Here is an 18170-nt window from a genome sequence, read left to right on the forward strand (position 1 = left end):
AGCAGCAGCTCGGGGAACGCGCCGACAGGATCGTCAAACTCGAAGCGGCTCTCGCGGCATCCCAACGCGCCCAGCAGACCAATGCGGAACAGGCCCGAGCGGATGTCGCCCTCGCGATGCGGGCCCAGATGCTGGCGCTTGGCGATCTGCGCAATCTGCAGGAACAGCACGCAGTTCTGCGTGCCCGCTGCACGAAACAGGAAGAGCTTCTGCGCAAGCTGACACCAAAGCTGCAGGAGGCCGCGAGCCAGTTGCAACTTCATATCATGTCGCCCCCCCTTGGGCCTAATGTCGGCGCTCTGCCTGCGGCACAGACATCACAGGGTAGAACCGGGAAAACGAAGAAGACCAAACGCTGACAGGATCGCGGACATGAATGACGATCATCAGACCAGGGTACTACTTGAAACGGTCGAAACGGCCCTCTCTCTTCTGTCAGAATATTCGGACACCACACCGACCCCCTCGATTGCCGATCCGTTACCGAGCCTGCTCGAGCAATGTCTTGCCTTGACGGTACCCACCGAACCGGAACCACTGCGAACGGTGCATCACTTCGCCTGCACCGGTGGTACGGTGATATGCAAGCTTCTGGGCGCGCTGCCCAATGCTGTCCTGCTGAGCGAGATCGACCCGCTAAGCACAATGAATTTCTGGCCGGACAAGCCACTTTTTGCGCCGACAGACCTGGTTCTCAATCTGCGCCAATCCTCGCGTTCGGTCGAAGAGGCGGTGCTCGTGGATGTTTTTCTGGGTGGCCTCGTCAGAATGAAAGAGCGGCTGGCGCATGTCGGTCAGAGGCTCATCTTGCGAGATCACGCGCACTCACAGTTTTGTACGACACAGGATGACCAGAAACGCGCAACACTGCTGGACATGCTTCAACCGCATTTCGCGCTGCGCTCACTGGTCACGGTCCGGGATCCGGTCGATTCATACCTGTCACTTGTCGGCCATGACTGGCACCGACATTTCTGCCCCGCGACACTTGAAGAATACGCACAACGATACATGCGCTTCATGGACCGTCACAGAGATGTCCCTGTAATCCGCTACGAGGACCTTCTCGCCGATCCCGTCGCGGTGCTGGCCGATATGTGCACCATTCTTGCACTGCCCCATGATCCGGCGGCACTGGATCTGTTTCCCAGCATTAGGCTGACAGGCGACAGTGGGCGCAGTGGCAACCAACTGGCCCCCCGCATACGCCGGGCCATCCCCGAAGCTTTGGCCCGGGAAATCGCCGAAAGCCCAAGCTTGCCGCTGCTGTGCGGAAGGCTTGGTTATGATCTTGCAGTTTGATCAAGGCAGCTTGGCAGGGGCGCCGTAGCGCCCCTGCCTGCGACAAGCATCTCTGCTCAGAACACAAAGAAATCGGTATTGCTCAGCCCACCAAGGTTCGGGCTGATCGTAGCGAACAGGACCCCGGCGGCGCCTCCCAGACCGTCGACGTCGAAGAACAGCTTTCCGGTGTCGGTCTCGTAGATGATGTGATGGGAAGCGTCGGTTGCCTGCCCGGTCAGGTTCGCGGCAAAGGCTGCGAAATTCAGCCCCCCCAGCGCCAGCCCGGCGAAGACCGCATTGTCGATGCGGAACGTATCATCCGCAACACTGTAGTTGAGGATCGTATCCGCATTGGCGGAGCCGAGCGCGGCGTTGAATTCGAAGAAATCCGCCCCGGCCCCGCCGTCCAGCGTGTCGTTCTGCAGGCCGCCATTCAGGGTATCGCTGCCGCCGCCGCCATTCACCGTGTCATTGCCGCCCAGCCCCTGCAGCAGGTTGTTGCCGGTATTGCCGGTGATGACATTGCCCAGCCCGTTGCCTGTGCCGTTGATATTGGCGAAGCCGGTCGCGGTCATGTTCTCGACATTGGCCGACAGCGTATGGCTGATCGAGAAGAACACCTGATCGGTGCTGAGGCCGGGCGCGACGAAGGCCTCGGTGATGACATCGCCCACATTGTCGTAATCATAGGTGTCGCTCCCGCCGCCGCCGGTCATACTGTCGGCGCCCTGACCGCCATAGAGCGTATCATTTCCGGCACCGCCGTTGAGGGTATCGGCCCCGACCAGCCCCTGCAGCAGGTTGTTGCCGGTATTGCCGGTGATGACATTGCTCAGCCCATTGCCGGTGCCGTTGATATTGGCCGCCCCGAGCGCGATCATGTTTTCGACATTGGCCGACAGCGTATAGCTGATCGAGAAGAACACCCGGTCGATGCTGAGGCCCGGGGCGACGAAGGCTTCGGTGATGACATCGCCCACATTGTCGTAATCATAGGTGTCGTTCCCGCTGCCGCCCTCCATGCTGTCGGCGCCTTGGCCACCATAGAGCGTATCATTTCCGGCGGCGCCCTTGATGGTATCGGCCCCGATCAGGCCCAGCAGGACGTTGGTGCCGGTGGTGCCGATGATGACATTGTTCAGCCCGTTGCCGGTGCCGTTGATGTTGAGCGCGCCAAGGCCGGTCATGTTCTCGACATTGGCCGTCAGCGTGCAGTTGATGCCGAAATAGACCAGATCAATGTCCGGCCCAACACCCTCGACAATTATATCGCCCGCATCGTCATAGGCGTAGACATCATTCCCGGCGCCGCCCGTCATGGAATCGCCACCCTGCCCGCCATAAAGCGTGTCATTGCCCGCACCGCCGTTGAGGGTATCAGCGCCGATCAGCCCCTGCAGGAAGTTATTCCCGATATTGCCGGTGATGATGTTGTTCAGCCCATTGCCGGTGCCGTTGATATTGGCCGCCCCGAGCGCCGTCATGTTCTCGACATTGGCCGACAGCGTATGGTTGATCGCGAAGACCACCCGGTCGATGCCGCTGGTCGGCAGGGCCCCCTCGACGATCGTATCACCGGAATCGTTGACTTCATAAAGGTCGTCGCCCTCGCCGCCCTCCATATGATCGCCACCCTCACCGCCATAGAGCGTGTCATTGCCGGTGCCGCCATACAGCGTATCGGCCCCGATCCGCCCGGCCAGGCTGTCATGGCCCTCGGCCCCCGACAGCGCGTTGGCATTGCCATCGGCGCGCAGGATATCGTTGAGCTTGGAGCCGATGACATTCTCTACCCCGAACAGGTCATATTGTCCGTTCGCGCCGAAGGGGCTGCCGACGTAGTGATAGTTGTTCAGCAGCATGTCGAGTTCAAAGGCATCGGTGGCGATCGGATCGGTCAGATCCAGCGTGTCATTTCCGATGCCACCATAGACATTGTCGCCGAAACTGTTGCCCGTGACGCGGAACCTGTCATTGCCCGCCCCGCCATAGCTGCTGTCCTTGCTGCCGCCACCATCGAGAATGTCATCGCCGCGCATGCCATGCAGGATATTGACCCCGCTGTTGCCGGTCAGCGTGTCATTGCCGTCGCCCGCGACCGCATTTTCGAACGTCCCGGACAGCGCTGCCCAGTTGACCCCGGCCACGGTGAAGGTCGATCCGGTGGCCATGTTCAGGTTGATGCCGCCGCGCACCGCCGCAAGGTCCAGCCAGTCGGTGCCGCCATTGCTGTCGGAAATCGTGGCCCGCGCGGCATCGAAACCCAGCATGGTCAGGTATTCGTCGGTGAAGTGATAGACATCATCGGCATCTGCGGTTGAGCCGAAGAAATCCAGCCGGGCCGAACGCAGCGTTGTCAGGTCGATGGCGGCGATGTCGGCCACCTGCAGGGTCCAAGTGCCAGCCGACAGTTCGCCGCGCAACTGATCGAGCCCCCAGCTCCAGGTCCCGTTGATGTCGGTGCCGGGGCTGGTGTTGCCCCGTGCCACGGTGATCACTGTGCCCTCGGCCGAGGTCAGGGTGATGCGCAGGTCGCCGATGAAGGTGGTTTGCAGATCCAGCGAAAGCTGCACATGATCCAGTTCGATATTGTCGCCGACGGTGAAGGTGGTGGTAAAGCCCGTGGCATTGTTGTCGGGCAGGGCGACATCGGCGAAATCGTTGAAGCTGGTCGCGGTCGCCTCGTTCACGCTGGTCTGGGCCTCATCGAACAGATGCCAGACTTCGGCCATGCGGGTGGCATTATAGGCATTCAGCATGCCGAAGCCGTAATTGGTGTGGATGTGGTTGCCGCCGCCGTTCCAGGTTCCGCTGTGATTGACCTGCCACAACCCCTCTTCGGTCGCATTCGGCGCAACCGCATTGAAAGACGCACCGGTCAGGCTGGCCGAATTGGCCAGGATGTTCTGCACGTCGCGCCAGCCGAGATTCGGATTGGCCTCCAGCATGAGGGCGATCACCCCCGATACGACCGGGGTCGCCGCCGAGGTGCCGTTGAAGGTGCTGGTGTAGTTGCCCGCGTCATAGCCAGGGGCACCAGTGAGATCGGTGGTGACCGCCGCTGCCGGGGCAGCAATCAGGATCGAGGCGCCGAAATTCGAATAGCTGGCAGCGATCCCGGTCTGTTCCGTTGCCGCCACCGTGATGGTGAAGCGCGAGGCGTTCACCCCGTCGCCGTTGGCATCGCGATTGTCATTGCCCGACGCCTGAGTGATGATCGTGCCTAGGCCGCCCCGTCCGGTGGCAGACAGCGTGCCATAGACGACATCCAGCTGATCGGCGAAACCGCCGCTGTTCAGGTTCTGGGAGCCCGAGAAATTCGGTGTCGCCCCCCAGCTGTTCGAACTGATGTCGAACCGGCTGGCCGCCTGCCCCACCACATCGAGGAAGGGGTTGATGTCGGCTGCGTTAACATAGCCGTAGCGGGCGGAATCGAAGATGTTCACACTGGTGATCGAACTGTCGAAGGCTACGCCCACGCCGCCCACGCCATTGTTGTCGGCGCCAATCAGGCCGGCAACTGAAGTGCCGTGCGGGCCGGTCGCATTGCCGATGATCGGGTTCAGCGACCCGTCCACGACATGGCGGGAGGCATCGTAATTCGCCGCCAGATCTTCGTGGGTCAGATCGACCCCCGAGTCATAGACGCCGACATGTACGCCGTCTCCGGTATATTCGTCCCAGATGGTCTGGATGTCGCCAAGAAGCGCGAAATGCCATTGGCTGGTGAAGAGCGGATCGCTGGGGGTTGTCATGGCTGTTCCCTGTTCTGGTTCTGGCAAATGGCAGACAGCCGGGCCAGACATAGCCCGGCAGAGGATCAGTTTCCGGGCGGGGCTGTTTCGGAAATCCCCGCAACGAGGAAGGCCCGGCCTTGCATGCAGGTGGAGACCATGATGAAGTTGCCCGTCAGCGTCACAAGGTCACCGGGGACGACAGTCGAAAAATCGCCGCCCTCGAGACTAATCTGTTCGCCGTCATGCAGGCGCAACTGGGGACACTCGACACCGCGGCCCAGATAGAAACCGCTGATTTCCTGCAGATCCGTCATTGCGGCATCCCCTGCGGGCATGGTTTCGGCAGAGACGGGAGAACCCACGCCTCCGGACAGAAGGGGAATGCAGACAAGAAGGCCAAAGGCCAGACCACCACCGACGCAGCCCAATGGCCTGAAACTGTCAGGGCGTGAACTCGGACCGGCAAGCATGGCGGACACCCGACTGAATGCAAAAAGACACGGCTAGAAACGGGAGAATGAAAGCAGGCAAGTCTAGTCCGCGCATTCTGGCCGAATTCGGCCTGCGCGTCCAATTCTAAATGCATCCAGGTACCCGGCAAGGGCGCCGACCGCCACCTGACTGGGGCTGTCTACTTGCTGAAGCCGGGTTGCTGCGCCCAGACCCAGGCATCGCCGATCATGTCGCGCAGGTTCGACCGTTTCGGCTGCCAGCCCAGCTCCTCGATCGCCCGGGCCGAGCCTGACACCAGCGCCACGGCATCGCCCGCGCGCCGGTCGCCCAGCGTGATCGGCACCTCGCGGTTGGTGACGGTGCGCGAGGCGTCGATCACCTCATGCACGGTGAAGCCCGTGCCGGTGCCCAGATTGAACACCCGGTTGCCCTTGCCCTCCAGCAGCCATTGCAGCCCCAGCACATGGGCATCGACCAGATCCATCACATGGACATAATCGCGCACGCAGGTGCCATCGCGCGTCGGATAATCGGTGCCGAACACCGTCAGCGCCGGGCGCTTACCCGCCACCGCCTCCAGCATCAGCGGGATCAGATGGGTTTCGGGCACATGCTGTTCGCCGATCTCGCCCTCGGGGTCGCAGCCCGCCACGTTGAAATAGCGGAAGATCACCCGGTTCAGCCCGTGGCTTTCGGCGAAATTGTTCAGCATGTCCTCAATGGCGCGCTTGGAGGCGCCATAGGAGTTGATCGGCATCTGCACCGAAGTCTCGTCCAGCAGCACGCCGTCCTGATCGCCGTAAGTGGCGCAGGTCGAGGAAAAGACGAAGTTCAGGCAGCCCGCGGCAATCGCGCCCTCGATCAGGTTCAGCGCGCCCATCACGTTCACCCGCCAGTATTTTCCGGGGTCTTTCATGCTTTCGCCGACGAGGGAAAGCGCCGCGAAATGCAGCACGGCCACGGGCCTGTATTGCGCGAAAGCCGCATCGACATCGGCGCGGTTCATCAGGTCGCCCTTGAAGAAGGGGCCGTATTTCACCGCCTCTTCCCAGCCGGTGTTGAGATTGTCGAAGGTCACCGGGGTAAAGCCCGCCGCCTTGAGCACCTTGCAGGCATGGGCCCCGATATAACCCGCGCCGCCCGTCACCAGAACTGTCTGCGCCATCCTGAATCCTGCCTTGAAATCCGATGCCTTTCTATGACGCGCCGCCCATGCACAATGCAATGACCGTGCCGAGAGAGCGTTGCAGAAAACCGCCACTCTTGTCAGGACGGCAGCAGACCGCTTTACGCTGCACCGCCGAAACACTAAGCAGATGGGTGTTCTGCATCAGGCATTGGGGCGTCCATGAAGATTGCTGTCGCGGGTATTGGCTATGTCGGCCTTTCGATCTCGGTCCTTCTTGCCCAGCGACACAAGGTCATGGCGATGGATGTGAACGCGGCGCGGGCAGCGATGCTCAATGCCCGCAAATCCCCGATCCAGGATCGCGAGATCGAAGAGTTCCTGACCACCAGGACGCTGGATCTGACCGCAACCACCGATCCGGCCGAAGCCATGGCCGGGGCCGCGTTCGTGGTGATCGCCACGCCAACCTCTTATGATGCGACGACCAATCGTTTCGATACCGCCTCGGTCGAGCTGGTGGCCGAAGCCGCGCTGAAATACGCGCCCCAGGCCACCATCATCATCAAATCTACCGTCCCGGTCGGCTTCACCGCCGCGCTGAACGCCCGGCTGGGCACTGACAGGATCCTGTTCTCGCCGGAATTCCTGCGCGAGGGCCGCGCGCTTTACGACAACCTGCACCCGTCGCGCATCGTGGTCGGCGCCACCACGCCCGAAGCCGAAACCTTCGCCACTCTGCTGCGCGAGGGCGCGCTGGATGCGGATGTGCCGGTGCTGCTGTGCGGCGCGCAGGAGGCCGAGGCAATCAAGCTGTTCGCCAATACCTATCTCGCGCTGCGCGTGGCCTATTTCAATGAGCTGGACAGCTATGCCCTAGCACTTGGCCTCGACAGCCGCCAGATCATCGACGGGGTCAGCCTCGATCCGCGCATCGGGCGGCATTACAACAACCCGTCCTTCGGCTATGGCGGCTATTGCCTGCCCAAGGATACCAAGCAGCTTCTGGCCAATTACGACGCCGTGCCGCAGAACCTGATCCGCGCCGTGGTGGAAGCGAACTCCACCCGCAAGGATTTCATCGCCGACAGCATCCTGCTGCGCAAACCGCGCCGCGTGGGCATCTACCGGCTGGTGATGAAAGCCGGGTCCGACAATTTCCGCGACAGCTCGATCCAGGGGATCATGAAGCGGGTGAAGGCCAAGGGGGTCGAGGTCATCGTGTATGAACCGCAACTGCCCGACAGCCATTTCTTCAACTCGCCGGTCGAACGCGATCTGGCCGCCTTCAAGGCGGGCTGCGACGTGATCGTCGCCAACCGGATGGCGCCGGATCTGGCCGATGTGGCCGAAAAGGTCTTCACCCGCGACCTGTTCGGCGGTGACTGAGCAACGCGCAGGACAGGACGCGACCCCTTTTTCCTTCACCGTGACGGACAGAGCGGTTAGAACAGCGCGTCACCCGCGCCGAGCCGCCGGATGAGACAGAAAAGACCAAGCCAGGACCGCGCTGCACATGAAACTCGTCTGCCATATCGGGCACCATAAAACCGGAACCACCTCGCTTCAGGTCTTCCTGTCCCAGAACTCCCACGCCTTGTTGCAGGCGGGTATCCTCTACCCCTGGGTCGAAAGCCAGGGCGCGACGACTGCGGTGATGAAGGGGCTGACCGGCGACATGGAAGGTGTGCTGCCGATCAACATCCGCGAGGCGCATAATGCGCTGGCCTTCCGCATGTTGGCGGATGCGATCCCGCACTGGAAAGTGCCGCCCTATCACCGCGAACTGCCACATTCCAAACAGATGCTGATCGCCCTGCGCAACCAGATGGAAGCGCTGATGCCCGAGGCCGTGGTGCTGTGTTCCGAGGTCATGTCGCATTTCGGCATCGCCGCCCCGCAGCTCATCACACAGCTGCGCAAGCCGACGGAACAGGCCGACTTCAAGCTCTACTGCACCTTGCGCCGGCCGGACGAACAGCTCGTCTCCTGGCATGGCCAGCAGATCCGCTTCGGGCAAGCGCCCGCGCCACTGTCCGATCCGGCAGAGGGCATCAAATTCGGCAATCTGCATGTCGATTACCGCGGCGTAGTGGAACCCTGGCTGAAGCGCATCCCCGATGCGACCTTCCTGATCAACCCCTACCGCGAAACCATCGCCGATGGCGGCTCGATCCAGCATTTCGTCAAACATTCCGGCATCAGCTTCCCCGAGAATCTGCTGGAAGCGCCGACCATGAATGTCAGCCAGCCCGCCGCGCTGATCCCGCTCTTGCGCGAGGCCAACCGCGTGCTGCCCAAACCCGCCGCCCAAGCGCTGGCACATGAGATGGCCGATCTGACCGAGGGGCTGGATCTGCCCGGCACGCGCGAGGTGGAGTTCTTCGGCCCTGCGGCCCGCGCGCAGCTGCTGGACTATTTCCGCCCGATCCATGCCTGGCTGACGGCGTTGACCGGACGGACCGCCTTCTTCACCGATCTGGAAGAAATGGCCGTCTGCAAGCCGGTTTCGGACTCCGAGGCGCTGCGTCAGGTGCTGGACCAGATCACCCCCGATCACCTTGCCGCCCTGTCCAGCGACGAGGCGCGCCGCTTCGTGACCCTGATGTGCGACACGCATCGCGGGGCGCCGCTGCCCTGAGCGGGCCCGCCCGCCCGATGCCTTGCGCCACGCCCCCCTGCCCCGGAGCCCCCATGTTCGCTGATGTCCCCCCGCCGCGCACGATCACGCTGCAATCCCTGCTCTGGCCGGAGCATGGCATCTCGACCGAGCGCGATGTCTATATGCGCCTGCATGGCGATGCCGTCTGGTCGGATCAGCCCAACGAGATCTGGCTCGAGGAAGGCGGCGTGGCCGAATTCAACACTGCCTTCAACATGTTCAACCTCGGCAAATGGCAGCGCCATTGCGCGCTGGAGGATCTGCGGCTGGTGCTGGAAGGCGCGGGCCGGTTCGAGCTGGTGGTGTTCCAGGCCATTGACGGGCGGTCCTGGGAACGGCTGGTCAACCGCATCGTCACGCTGGAACAGGGCGTGCCGGTCGAGGCTGACCTGTCGCATTTCGCGCGCACCGATCTGAACTGCGTCTGTTTCTTCTCGCTGCGCGCGCTGGAGGATGGCGGGCGGCTGTGGAATGCCTCCTGGATCTCGGCCCAGGCGCCACAGCGCCTGCCCCGGCTCGCCGCCTCGATCACCACCTTCAAGCGCGAGGCGGCGGTGCGCGTCAGCGTGGCGCGGTTTGAAGCCTTCATGGCGCAGACCCCGCTGGCGCCCTGGCTGCATCTGCTGGTGGTCGATAACGGCCAGAGCGCGGGCATCGAACCCTCTGCCCATGTGACACCCGTGCTCAACGAAAACCTCGGCGGCTCGGGGGGCTTTGCCCGCGGCCTGATCGAGGCCGAGCGGCGCGGTGCCACGCATTGCCTGTTCATGGATGACGATGCCTCGATCCACATGCCCGCGATCGAGCGGACCTGGGCCTTCCTCGCCTATGCCACCGATCCGGCCACCGCGGTGGCGGGGGGGCTGCTGTCGTCACGTCACCGCTGGGCGATCTGGGAAAACGGCGCGCTGTTCAACCAGTTCTGCCAGCCGCAATACATGGGCACCGACCTGCGCGACGCCGGCCAGTCCATGCAGATGGAATATCGGTCCACCGCCCGCACCGCGCCGAATTTCTATGGCGGCTGGTGGTTCTTTGCCTTCCCGATCGCCCATGCCGCCCACCGCCCCTTCCCGTTCTTCGTGCGGGGCGATGATGTCAGCTTTTCGCTGGCCAATGATTTCAACATCGTCACCCTGCCCGGCGTCGTCTCCAGCCAGGACGAGGATTTTTCGGCCAAGGAATCGCCGCTGACGGTCTATCTCGACCTGCGCAGCCATATGGTGCACCATCTGGCCCTGCCCGCGATGGATCTGGGCACCAGGGGCACGCTGAAAATTCCGGTGTTCTTCTTCCTGCGTAGCCTGCTGCAATGCCAATACGAGACGATCATGGCGCAGAACCTCGCTTTCGAGGATGTGCTGCGCGGCCCGGCCTTCTTTGCCGAGAACGCCGATATGGCACAGCGTCGGGCCGAGATCGGCAAGCTGCGCAAGGATGAGATGTGGAAGAAACTGACCGGCCCTGCCCCGGTCGCCCGCTACCGCTTCAACCCACACGACCACCGGACCCGCCTGCTGATGAAGATCTCCATAAACGGCCATCTGCTGCCGTTCTTCCGCAGCTATGGCAACCGGCTGGTGCTGCAGGCCGATCAGCGTGGCCATATCCGCGAGACCTGGGGCGCGGCCGAGATCACCTATCTCAACACGTCGGGCCAGTATTTCACCGTGCGCCATTCCAAGCGGGCCGCCCTGCGCGAGGGCTGGCGCTTCCTGCGCAATGCGCTGACCTTCCTGCGGCACTATCCGCAGATCAAGGCGGCATGGCGCAAAGGCTATGAGGATCTGGCGACCACCGGCTTCTGGGAAAAGCGGCTCGATCTGGAACCGCAGGCGCAGCAGGCCGCAGAATAGGCGCTGCCGGTTTTCCCGGCAGCGCGGCGCCTCAGGCTTCGGCGGCCTTCAGGCGGCGCTTGCCGCCAACCGCTTTCTTGCCCTTGCCCGCCTTGCCACCCCCGGCCTTGCGGCCCCCCGGCTTGCCCTCCGCAGTCTGAACAGCGCCCGCCTGAACACTGGCCGCCTGCGCCCCGGCGCGCTTCAGGCCCGCTTTCCTTCCGGCCTTCGGCCCGGCGCCAGCCCGTTTCGCGCCCTTCTTCCCGCCCTTACGGCGCGGTGCGACGGGCATCCCGTCCGCCCCCAGCACGCCCGAGACGCGGCGCTCCAGCATGAAGCTGCGCCAGCCATCGCTGTCCTTGTGCAGCATATCGGCCAGAAGCTCGGCCAGGATCGAGACATGGCGCAGCTCTTCGGGCGAGAAATGGTCGGCAGGCTCCATGGATTGCGGCTCTGACACCGCCAGATCCACCGCGCGGTCCAGCTCGCGCTCCATCACCGGGGTCGAAGCAAAGATCCCGGCATCCAGCGCGCGGGCATCCTCCAGATAGGCCTGTCGCGCCCCTTCGGCCAGACCGCGCGGCAGCGCAAGCTTCGTGCCCGCCCCGCTGCGCCGGCTCTGCGCCAGCGCCATAGCCAGCGTCCAACCCATGGCATGGCGCAGCGGGCGGGCATGGGCCTTCAGATGGGCCTGGATATGCCGCAGCATCACCAGATCCTCCAGGCAGAGCGATTCATTCGCCGACCCGCCGTCGCGCACGGTGATCTGCGCCTGCGGCCCAAAGGCCAGACGGGCGAAATCCTGCACGACCGACCCCGCTTCCATCAGATCGCGCACCATGGGGCGCGCCTGAAACTGCGGGCCGAAAGCGGCGGTCCAGGCCGCCATCTGCGGCGCGTAAAGCAGCCGTCCATTGGCGATCTGCCGGGTCTGGAACGCCGCCAGCCCATCGGAAAACACCCCCAGTTTCACCTGTTCGGCATAGCTGGACAGCAGGCGCGCGGCATGGGGGCGCACATAGCAGATCACCGAAGCCTCATCGACCTGCGGCAACAGCGTCGCGCGCAGCACCGCCGCGAAACTGTCCGGCGCCATCCGCTCGAACTCCTCGCCCGACAGCACGGCGTAATCGAAGCCGCCCGCCTGCAGCCGCGCCGCGATCTCGGCCAGACCCGGCCGACCGGGGGCGCCCTTCAGGGTCTCCCCGCTTTTGGCATAGGCCTCGAAATGGCGGGGCAGGTAATTGTGGCTCATCTGGCCGGGATAGAGGATCTTTGCCCCCGCCACCTGCACCCGCCCGGTGGCAAACGCCTCCTGGATCGAGGTGGAGCCGGTCTTGTGATGGCCGATATGGAAGATCAGCTTTGACGGTCTGGAACTGGCGGACATCTCTCAACCCTGTTTGCAAAATTCATGTGATGCGGCCCCTCATCGCACCATCAGCGCCTGATACACCTCGATCGCCTCGTCGAGATCATCGAAATAGGTCAGATGACCCTTTTCTAGCAGGATGGCGGCATCACAATATTCGCGCAGCTGCGTCAGATCGTGGCTGACGAAGATCGCGCTCGACTGTTTCATGCGTTCCCGGAACACCGCGCTACTCTTGCGGCGAAAGCTCGCATCGCCGACGGCCGTGGTCTCGTCCACCAGATAGGTGTCGAAGCGGATGCCCATTGAGGCGCCAAAGGCCAGACGCGAGCGCATGCCCGAGGAATAGCTGCGCACCGGCATGTGGAAATGTGGCCCCAGCTCGGCGAAATCCTCGACGAAGGCGATCAGGCTTTCGGTATCCACCCCGTAGACCCGGGCGATGAAGCGGATGTTCTGCGCCCCGGTCAGATCCTTGTGCAGCGACCCGCCCAACCCCACCGGCCAGCTGATCGTGCCATCGGTCACGATGCGCCCGCTGTCCGGGCGGATCGTGCCCGCGACCATCTCGAGCAGGGTGGATTTGCCCGCCCCGTTGCGCCCCATCAGCGCCAGCGACTTGCCGGTAGGCAGGGTGAGGCAGAGATCCTCAACGATCACCTTGCGGTGGTAGTGACCCACCCGGAAGCTCTTGCTGAGATGTTCGAACCGGATCACGCAGGCCTTACCCCGACCGACTCAACGCCGGTCACGCACGCTGTAATAGATCAGCGCCATGATCGACCACGCCAGCGCGAGGAACATGCCGATCAGCCCGATCATGACGAAGCGTTGCGGATACTCCGCGACCTGCGGCAAGGTGGGCTTCACATAGGGCGCCAGATACATTGTCTGGCGCGACGCATTGGCGCGCGCCACGTCCAGCGCGGCCAGAGAGGCGCGGTAGGTTTCCTCGGCAAATTGCAGATCAACCGCCAAGCCTTCGAAAGCGGCAAGCAGCTCGGGGTAGTTCTCGCCGACGGTGCCATTGTCGTCCGAGGTGGCGAAGGTCTGGCGTTCGGCGGTGATCCGGTCGCGGATCACCTGAATCCGGCGCGCAGCCTGCTCCCGGCGGGGGTCATCATCCTGAGTGGTGCCCAGCACGATGTCATTTTCGATCAGCGCCTGGGCAAGTTGCTGCTGAAGATTGTTCAGCACGCCCATGCGGCCCTGGATATCGGCTTGGGGATCGACGATCTGGGTGCGGGTGCGAAACCGGCTCAGCGCTTCACGCGCGGCCTTGAGCCGGGCAATGGAGGAGGCCAGATCCTCGTTGGCATAGCGCATCGTGTCGGCACGCGCCTGCACGTTCAGATCATTGATCATGCGCTGGCTTGCGGCGACGATCTCGGTCGCGATGCGCTGCGCATCTTCGGCATTGGGGGCAAGCACATTCAGCTCGATCAGATGGGTTCCCGCGTCATAGGAGATGCGCACGACCCTCCCCCAGTACCACTGCAGATCCTCGATCGTGGCACCAGGCCAGAGCGCGAACAGCGGATCGGCGGGCCAGTGTTCGGCGTAGATGTCACTCAGCCCGATCCGCTCGTCGATCTGGGCAATGATTTCCTGACTCTGGATGAATTCATACAGGATATCCGTCTCGGATGACCCACTGGATGCGCCGATCTGCGCCAGACCGCCCAGAAGTTCGGTCGCCGAGGTGGCACCCTCCTCGCGGCGGACGGTGAACCCCACGGTCGAGGCATATTGATCCTGCGCTACGCCCCAGAGATAGCCCGCCGAGATCAGGAAGGGCAGGATGACCAGCAGCAGAAAGCTGAGCAGCAGCCCGCGATGGCGCAGCCGCATCTGCGCGGGCCCGGCGGGGGGATGCACCTCGACGACCGTGGCGGCCTGTTGCCGCCGGCCACGACGGCCGGGCACCAGCGCCGGAGCGATTTCGGGTTCCGGGTCCGTCGGCAGGGGCTGGGCTTCCTGGACATCGGCGACATCAGCGGCCTGCGGCTCTTTCGCCGACAGCGCATTCTCACCGTCCGGCATGGCCTCCTGCAGCTCGTCCTCCACCTCGTTGTCACGCAATGCCCGTCGGGCACGAGGACCGAAGACATTGTTGCCACCCAGACGCCGCCCGCCGCCCGCCGCCCGCAAGCCAAGTACTCGCCCGCGCCGGGACGCGGGCGTCTCATCACCCGATGACGCCCCGCCTTCGGGTGCCACGGGTAGATTTTCACTTTCGCTCAACGTCATGCCCCAGCAACAACCGATTTGATATCCGTTGCCCCCTTCTACATAATGACACCGCAAAAGACCAGCATGGTGAACCCGCCGATGACTCAGGCCGACAACACTCAGCCTTTCGCTACGCCCGTCCTGCCGGATGCGGCACCGGTATTCCGGGCCGTCCGGCGTTTCGCCACCCTGCGCACGATCATCGCCCTGATGCTGCGCGAGATGTCGTCTTCTTTCGGTCGGACGCCGGGCGGCTATGTCTGGGCCGTGGTCGAGCCGCTGGGCGCGATCATCATCCTTGCCGTGATGTTCTCGGTCATCGCCCGGCATCCGCCGCTCGGCACCAATTTCCTGCTGTTCTACGCCACGGGCTTCCTGCCGTTTTCCCTGTATCAGGATGTCTCCACCAGCGTTACGCGCTGCCTCAGCTACTCCCGGCCACTTCTGGGCTATCCGGCAGTCACCTGGATGGATGCGCTGCTGGCCCGCTTCATCCTGAACACGCTGACCACGCTGATGGTTAGCTATATCCTGCTGACCGGCATCATCATGCTGTTCGAAACCGGCAGCGTGATCAGGATCGGCCCGATTCTGGCCTCCATGACGATGAGCGCGCTGATCGGCCTTGGCGTCGGCGCCATAAACTGCGCCCTCATCGGGCTGTTCCAGACCTGGGGACAGATCTGGTCGATCGCCTCGAAGCCGCTGTTCATCGTCTCCGGGGTTTTCATGTTGATCGACGACATGCCTCCGACAGTGCGGGAACTGATGCTGTACAACCCCCTGATCCATGCGACGGGGGAAATGCGGCATGGCTTCTACCCAATGTACACCGCCGATTACGTCAGCTACACTTATGTCTTCACCGTGGCTCTGGGGATGATCGCCTTCGGCTTCATCCTTCTGGGGCGCTACTATCGAGAAATTCTCTCCGGCGAATGACGCGCAAGCGCCATAGCTTTGCCATGCTGATCGGCGCAAAACTGCCATCAGCCCCAGCTACGGGAGAGCAAGATGCAGATCGAAACAACCGCCCTGCCCGGCGTGGTGATCCTGACCCCGGCGCGCTTTGGCGATGCCCGCGGCTTCTTTGCCGAAAGCTGGAACCGCAAGCGCATGGCCGAGGCCGGGTTGGACATCGACTTCGTGCAGGACAACCACTCGCTTTCCACCCGCATCGGCACGGTGCGGGGCCTGCATTTCCAGCCGCCCCCCCATGCACAGGCGAAACTGGTGCGCTGCGGCCACGGGCGGCTGTGGGATGTGGCGGTGGATATCCGCGCCGGATCGCCGACCTATGGGCGCTGGGTGGGGGTGGAGCTTTCGGCGGAAAACGGGCGGCAATTGCTGATCCCGGCAGGCTTCGCGCATGGCTTCGTGACGCGCGAGGCGGATACCGAGATCGTCTACAAATGCAGCGATTACTACGCACCCGACTGTGATGGCGGCATCCGCTGGGATGACCCGGCGCTCGGCATCGACTGGGGGCTGGGGGGGCTGGCCCCCGTGCTGTCCGACAAGGACGCCAAGGCGCCGCTGCTGGCCGATCTGGCCAATCCGTTTGTCTGGGGGGCGGCATGAAGATTCTGGTCACCGGGGGCGCGGGCTTCATCGGCTCGGCGGTAGTGCGGCTGGCGGTGGGGCGCGGGCATCAGGTGGTGAACCTCGATTGCCTGACCTATGCCGCCTGTCTGGAGAATGTGAAAAGCGTCTCTGACAACGCCCTTTATGCCTTTGAACAGGCCGATATCCGCGACCGTCCGGCATTGGACCGGATCTTGGCGCAGCATCAGCCCGATGCGGTGATGCATCTGGCCGCCGAAAGCCATGTGGATCGCTCGATCGACGGGCCTGCGGATTTCATCGAAACCAACATCACCGGCACCTTCAACCTGCTGGAGGCCGCGCGCAGCTACTGGGCCGCAGCGGGCAAGCCCGAAGGGTTCCGCTTTCACCATATTTCCACCGATGAAGTGTTCGGCTCCCTGCCGAACGATCCTTCGGTCAAGTTCACCGAAGATACGCCCTATGACCCGCGCAGCCCCTATTCCGCCTCGAAGGCCGCAAGCGACCATCTGGTGCGCGCCTGGGGGGAAACCTACGGCCTGCCGGTGGTGCTGACCAATTGTTCCAACAATTACGGCCCCTACCATTTCCCCGAAAAGCTGATCCCGGTGGTGATCCTGAACGCGCTGGCAGGCAGGCCGATCCCGGTTTACGGCGCGGGCGAAAACGTGCGCGACTGGCTTTATGTCGAAGACCACGCCGAAGCGTTGCTGCTGGTGCTGGAGCGCGGGCAACTGGGCCGCAGCTACAATATCGGCGGCGAGAACGAGCGCCGGAACATCAACCTCGTGCGCATGATCTGCGCGATATTAGACTCTAAACGGCCCAAAGCCACACCTTATGCCGATCAGATCACCTTCGTGACCGACCGGCCCGGCCATGATGCCCGCTATGCCATCGACCCCACGCGCATCCGCGCCGAACTGGGCTGGCGGCCCTCGGTCACGGTCGAGGAAGGGCTGGCGCGCACGGTGCAATGGTATCTCGACAACGAGGCGTGGTGGCGCCCCCTGCAGGCGCGGGCGGGCGTGGGCGAACGGCTGGGGGTGAAGGCATGAAGCTGCTGGTTTTCGGGCAAACCGGGCAGGTGGCGCGCGAATTGCAGCGGGCCGCCCCCGAGGCCCGCTATCTGGGCCGCGATCACGCCGATCTGACCAACCCCGCCGCCTGTGCCGCCGCCATACGAGCCAGCGGCGCGCAGGCGGTGATCAATGCCGCCGCCTATACCGCGGTGGACCGGGCCGAAAGCGATACAGCAACCGCGCAGCTGGTGAATGGCGACAGCCCCGGGGGCATGGCGCAGGCCTGTGCGGCGCAGGGCATCCCCTTCCTGCATGTCTCGACCGATTATGTCTTTGATGGCACGGGCACCGCGCCGTGGCGGCCCGAAGACCCGACAGCGCCGATCAATGTCTATGGCCGCACCAAACTGGCGGGCGAGGCGGCGGTGCGGACCTCGGGGGCGCGGCATGTGATCCTGCGCACCTCCTGGGTATTTTCGGCCCATGGCGCGAATTTCGTCAAGACCATGCTGCGTCTGGGCGCCGAGCGGTCCCACCTGCGCGTCGTCGCTGATCAGATCGGCGGGCCGACCCCGGCTAAAGGCATCGCCGCCACGCTGCTGACGCTGGCCGCGGCCCTGCGTGATGGCGCGACGGGCGGCACGCATCACTATGCCGGTGTGCCCGAAACAAGCTGGTCCTGTTTCGCGCGCGAAACATTTGCGCAAGCCGGGATGGATGTCACGGTCGAGGATATCCCGACCGAGGCCTACCCCACCCCGGCGCGGCGGCCGCTGAATTCCCGGCTCGATTGTGCCGCATTGGCGACGGATTTCGGCATTACGCCCCCAGACTGGCGGGCCGGTCTGGCCGAGGTGATTGGCGAGTTGAAAGGGGCCTGA

At 63.5% G+C, this 18170-nt stretch carries 15 protein-coding genes; 8 read left to right on the forward strand and 7 right to left on the reverse strand.

Going from position 1 to position 18170, the window contains the following annotated elements; all coding sequences use genetic code 11:
- Positions 1 to 263 (reverse strand): hypothetical protein (locus BMX43_RS18015; protein WP_139201620.1); only part of this gene is annotated, 263 nt, incomplete at its 3' end.
- Between the two features lie 109 nt (positions 264 to 372).
- Here BMX43_RS18015 and BMX43_RS18020 point away from each other — a divergent pair.
- A complete protein-coding gene (locus BMX43_RS18020) occupies positions 373 to 1302 on the forward strand; it encodes a sulfotransferase (RefSeq protein ID WP_175482179.1) in 930 nt (309 codons plus the stop codon).
- A 56-nt stretch (positions 1303 to 1358) separates the two neighbouring features.
- Here the strand turns inward: BMX43_RS18020 and BMX43_RS18025 are convergent, their stop codons facing one another.
- From BMX43_RS18025 to galE, 3 genes are all read right to left on the reverse strand, one after another.
- Positions 1359 to 5039, reverse strand: coding sequence for a S8 family serine peptidase (locus tag BMX43_RS18025; protein ID WP_175482180.1), 3681 nt, complete (start codon positions 5037 to 5039; stop codon positions 1359 to 1361).
- 65 nt (positions 5040 to 5104) lie between these two features.
- Positions 5105 to 5335 carry a hypothetical protein gene (locus BMX43_RS18030; protein ID WP_091303544.1) on the reverse strand — a complete coding sequence of 77 codons (231 nt, stop codon included), beginning with the start codon at positions 5333 to 5335 and terminating at the stop codon, positions 5105 to 5107.
- A gap of 317 nt (positions 5336 to 5652) precedes the next feature.
- On the reverse strand, positions 5653 to 6639 hold the full coding sequence (gene galE, locus BMX43_RS18035; protein WP_091303545.1) for a UDP-glucose 4-epimerase GalE: 987 nt from the start codon (positions 6637 to 6639) through the stop codon (positions 5653 to 5655).
- 183 nt (positions 6640 to 6822) lie between these two features.
- On the opposite strand from galE, the gene BMX43_RS18040 reads away from it, so the two are divergent.
- The 3 genes from BMX43_RS18040 (at position 6823) to BMX43_RS18050 (ending at position 11118) form a co-directional block, all read left to right on the forward strand.
- Positions 6823 to 7989 (forward strand): nucleotide sugar dehydrogenase, encoded by a 1167-nt coding sequence (locus BMX43_RS18040; RefSeq protein ID WP_091303546.1) that lies wholly within the window; start codon positions 6823 to 6825, stop codon positions 7987 to 7989.
- A 127-nt stretch (positions 7990 to 8116) separates the two neighbouring features.
- Positions 8117 to 9241, forward strand: coding sequence for a hypothetical protein (locus BMX43_RS18045; RefSeq protein WP_091303547.1), 1125 nt, complete (start codon positions 8117 to 8119; stop codon positions 9239 to 9241).
- 53 nt (positions 9242 to 9294) lie between these two features.
- Entirely contained in the window at positions 9295 to 11118 is a 1824-nt protein-coding gene (locus tag BMX43_RS18050) for a glycosyltransferase family protein (RefSeq protein ID WP_175482181.1), read from the forward strand.
- 31 nt (positions 11119 to 11149) lie between these two features.
- Here the strand turns inward: BMX43_RS18050 and BMX43_RS18055 are convergent, their stop codons facing one another.
- The 3 genes from BMX43_RS18055 to BMX43_RS18065 are packed head-to-tail and all read right to left on the reverse strand — an operon-like array spanning position 11150 to position 14512.
- A complete protein-coding gene (locus tag BMX43_RS18055; RefSeq protein WP_091303549.1) occupies positions 11150 to 12487 on the reverse strand; it encodes a hypothetical protein in 1338 nt (445 codons plus the stop codon).
- Between the two features lie 39 nt (positions 12488 to 12526).
- Positions 12527 to 13186 (reverse strand): ABC transporter ATP-binding protein, encoded by a 660-nt coding sequence (locus BMX43_RS18060; RefSeq protein WP_091303550.1) that lies wholly within the window; start codon positions 13184 to 13186, stop codon positions 12527 to 12529.
- Between the two features lie 21 nt (positions 13187 to 13207).
- Positions 13208 to 14512 carry a KpsE/RkpR family capsule polysaccharide export protein gene (locus BMX43_RS18065; RefSeq protein WP_139201622.1) on the reverse strand — a complete coding sequence of 435 codons (1305 nt, stop codon included), beginning with the start codon at positions 14510 to 14512 and terminating at the stop codon, positions 13208 to 13210.
- A gap of 273 nt (positions 14513 to 14785) precedes the next feature.
- Between BMX43_RS18065 and BMX43_RS18070 the strand changes: the two genes are divergently transcribed.
- The 4 genes from BMX43_RS18070 to rfbD all read left to right on the forward strand — a co-directional run bounded on the left by BMX43_RS18070 (position 14786) and on the right by rfbD (position 18170).
- Positions 14786 to 15643 carry an ABC transporter permease gene (locus BMX43_RS18070; protein ID WP_245749532.1) on the forward strand — a complete coding sequence of 286 codons (858 nt, stop codon included), beginning with the start codon at positions 14786 to 14788 and terminating at the stop codon, positions 15641 to 15643.
- Positions 15644 to 15715: 72 nt separating this feature from the next.
- A complete protein-coding gene (gene rfbC, locus BMX43_RS18075) occupies positions 15716 to 16282 on the forward strand; it encodes a dTDP-4-dehydrorhamnose 3,5-epimerase (protein ID WP_091303552.1) in 567 nt (188 codons plus the stop codon).
- Positions 16279 to 17325 (forward strand): dTDP-glucose 4,6-dehydratase, encoded by a 1047-nt coding sequence (gene rfbB, locus BMX43_RS18080; RefSeq protein WP_091303553.1) that lies wholly within the window; start codon positions 16279 to 16281, stop codon positions 17323 to 17325. Before rfbC ends, rfbB begins: the two co-directional genes overlap by 4 nt.
- Positions 17322 to 18170 carry a dTDP-4-dehydrorhamnose reductase gene (gene rfbD / locus BMX43_RS18085; RefSeq protein WP_091303554.1) on the forward strand — a complete coding sequence of 283 codons (849 nt, stop codon included), beginning with the start codon at positions 17322 to 17324 and terminating at the stop codon, positions 18168 to 18170. The genes rfbB and rfbD overlap by 4 nt, the downstream gene beginning before the upstream one ends.

The organism is Gemmobacter aquatilis, assembly GCF_900110025.1.
Classification (GTDB): Bacteria; Pseudomonadota; Alphaproteobacteria; order Rhodobacterales; family Rhodobacteraceae; genus Gemmobacter; species Gemmobacter aquatilis.

Coding starts and splice junctions, on each gene's coding strand:
- BMX43_RS18020 (WP_175482179.1), top strand. CDS start 373: ATGAATGACGATCATCAGACCAGGGTACTACTTGAAACGGTCGAAACG.
- BMX43_RS18025 (WP_175482180.1), bottom strand. CDS start 5,039: ATGACAACCCCCAGCGATCCGCTCTTCACCAGCCAATGGCATTTCGCG.
- BMX43_RS18030 (WP_091303544.1), bottom strand. CDS start 5,335: ATGACGGATCTGCAGGAAATCAGCGGTTTCTATCTGGGCCGCGGTGTC.
- galE (WP_091303545.1), bottom strand. CDS start 6,639: ATGGCGCAGACAGTTCTGGTGACGGGCGGCGCGGGTTATATCGGGGCC.
- BMX43_RS18040 (WP_091303546.1), top strand. CDS start 6,823: ATGAAGATTGCTGTCGCGGGTATTGGCTATGTCGGCCTTTCGATCTCG.
- BMX43_RS18045 (WP_091303547.1), top strand. CDS start 8,117: ATGAAACTCGTCTGCCATATCGGGCACCATAAAACCGGAACCACCTCG.
- BMX43_RS18050 (WP_175482181.1), top strand. CDS start 9,295: ATGTTCGCTGATGTCCCCCCGCCGCGCACGATCACGCTGCAATCCCTG.
- BMX43_RS18055 (WP_091303549.1), bottom strand. CDS start 12,487: ATGTCCGCCAGTTCCAGACCGTCAAAGCTGATCTTCCATATCGGCCAT.
- BMX43_RS18065 (WP_139201622.1), bottom strand. CDS start 14,512: ATGCCGGACGGTGAGAATGCGCTGTCGGCGAAAGAGCCGCAGGCCGCT.
- BMX43_RS18070 (WP_245749532.1), top strand. CDS start 14,786: ATGGTGAACCCGCCGATGACTCAGGCCGACAACACTCAGCCTTTCGCT.
- rfbC (WP_091303552.1), top strand. CDS start 15,716: ATGCAGATCGAAACAACCGCCCTGCCCGGCGTGGTGATCCTGACCCCG.
- rfbB (WP_091303553.1), top strand. CDS start 16,279: ATGAAGATTCTGGTCACCGGGGGCGCGGGCTTCATCGGCTCGGCGGTA.
- rfbD (WP_091303554.1), top strand. CDS start 17,322: ATGAAGCTGCTGGTTTTCGGGCAAACCGGGCAGGTGGCGCGCGAATTG.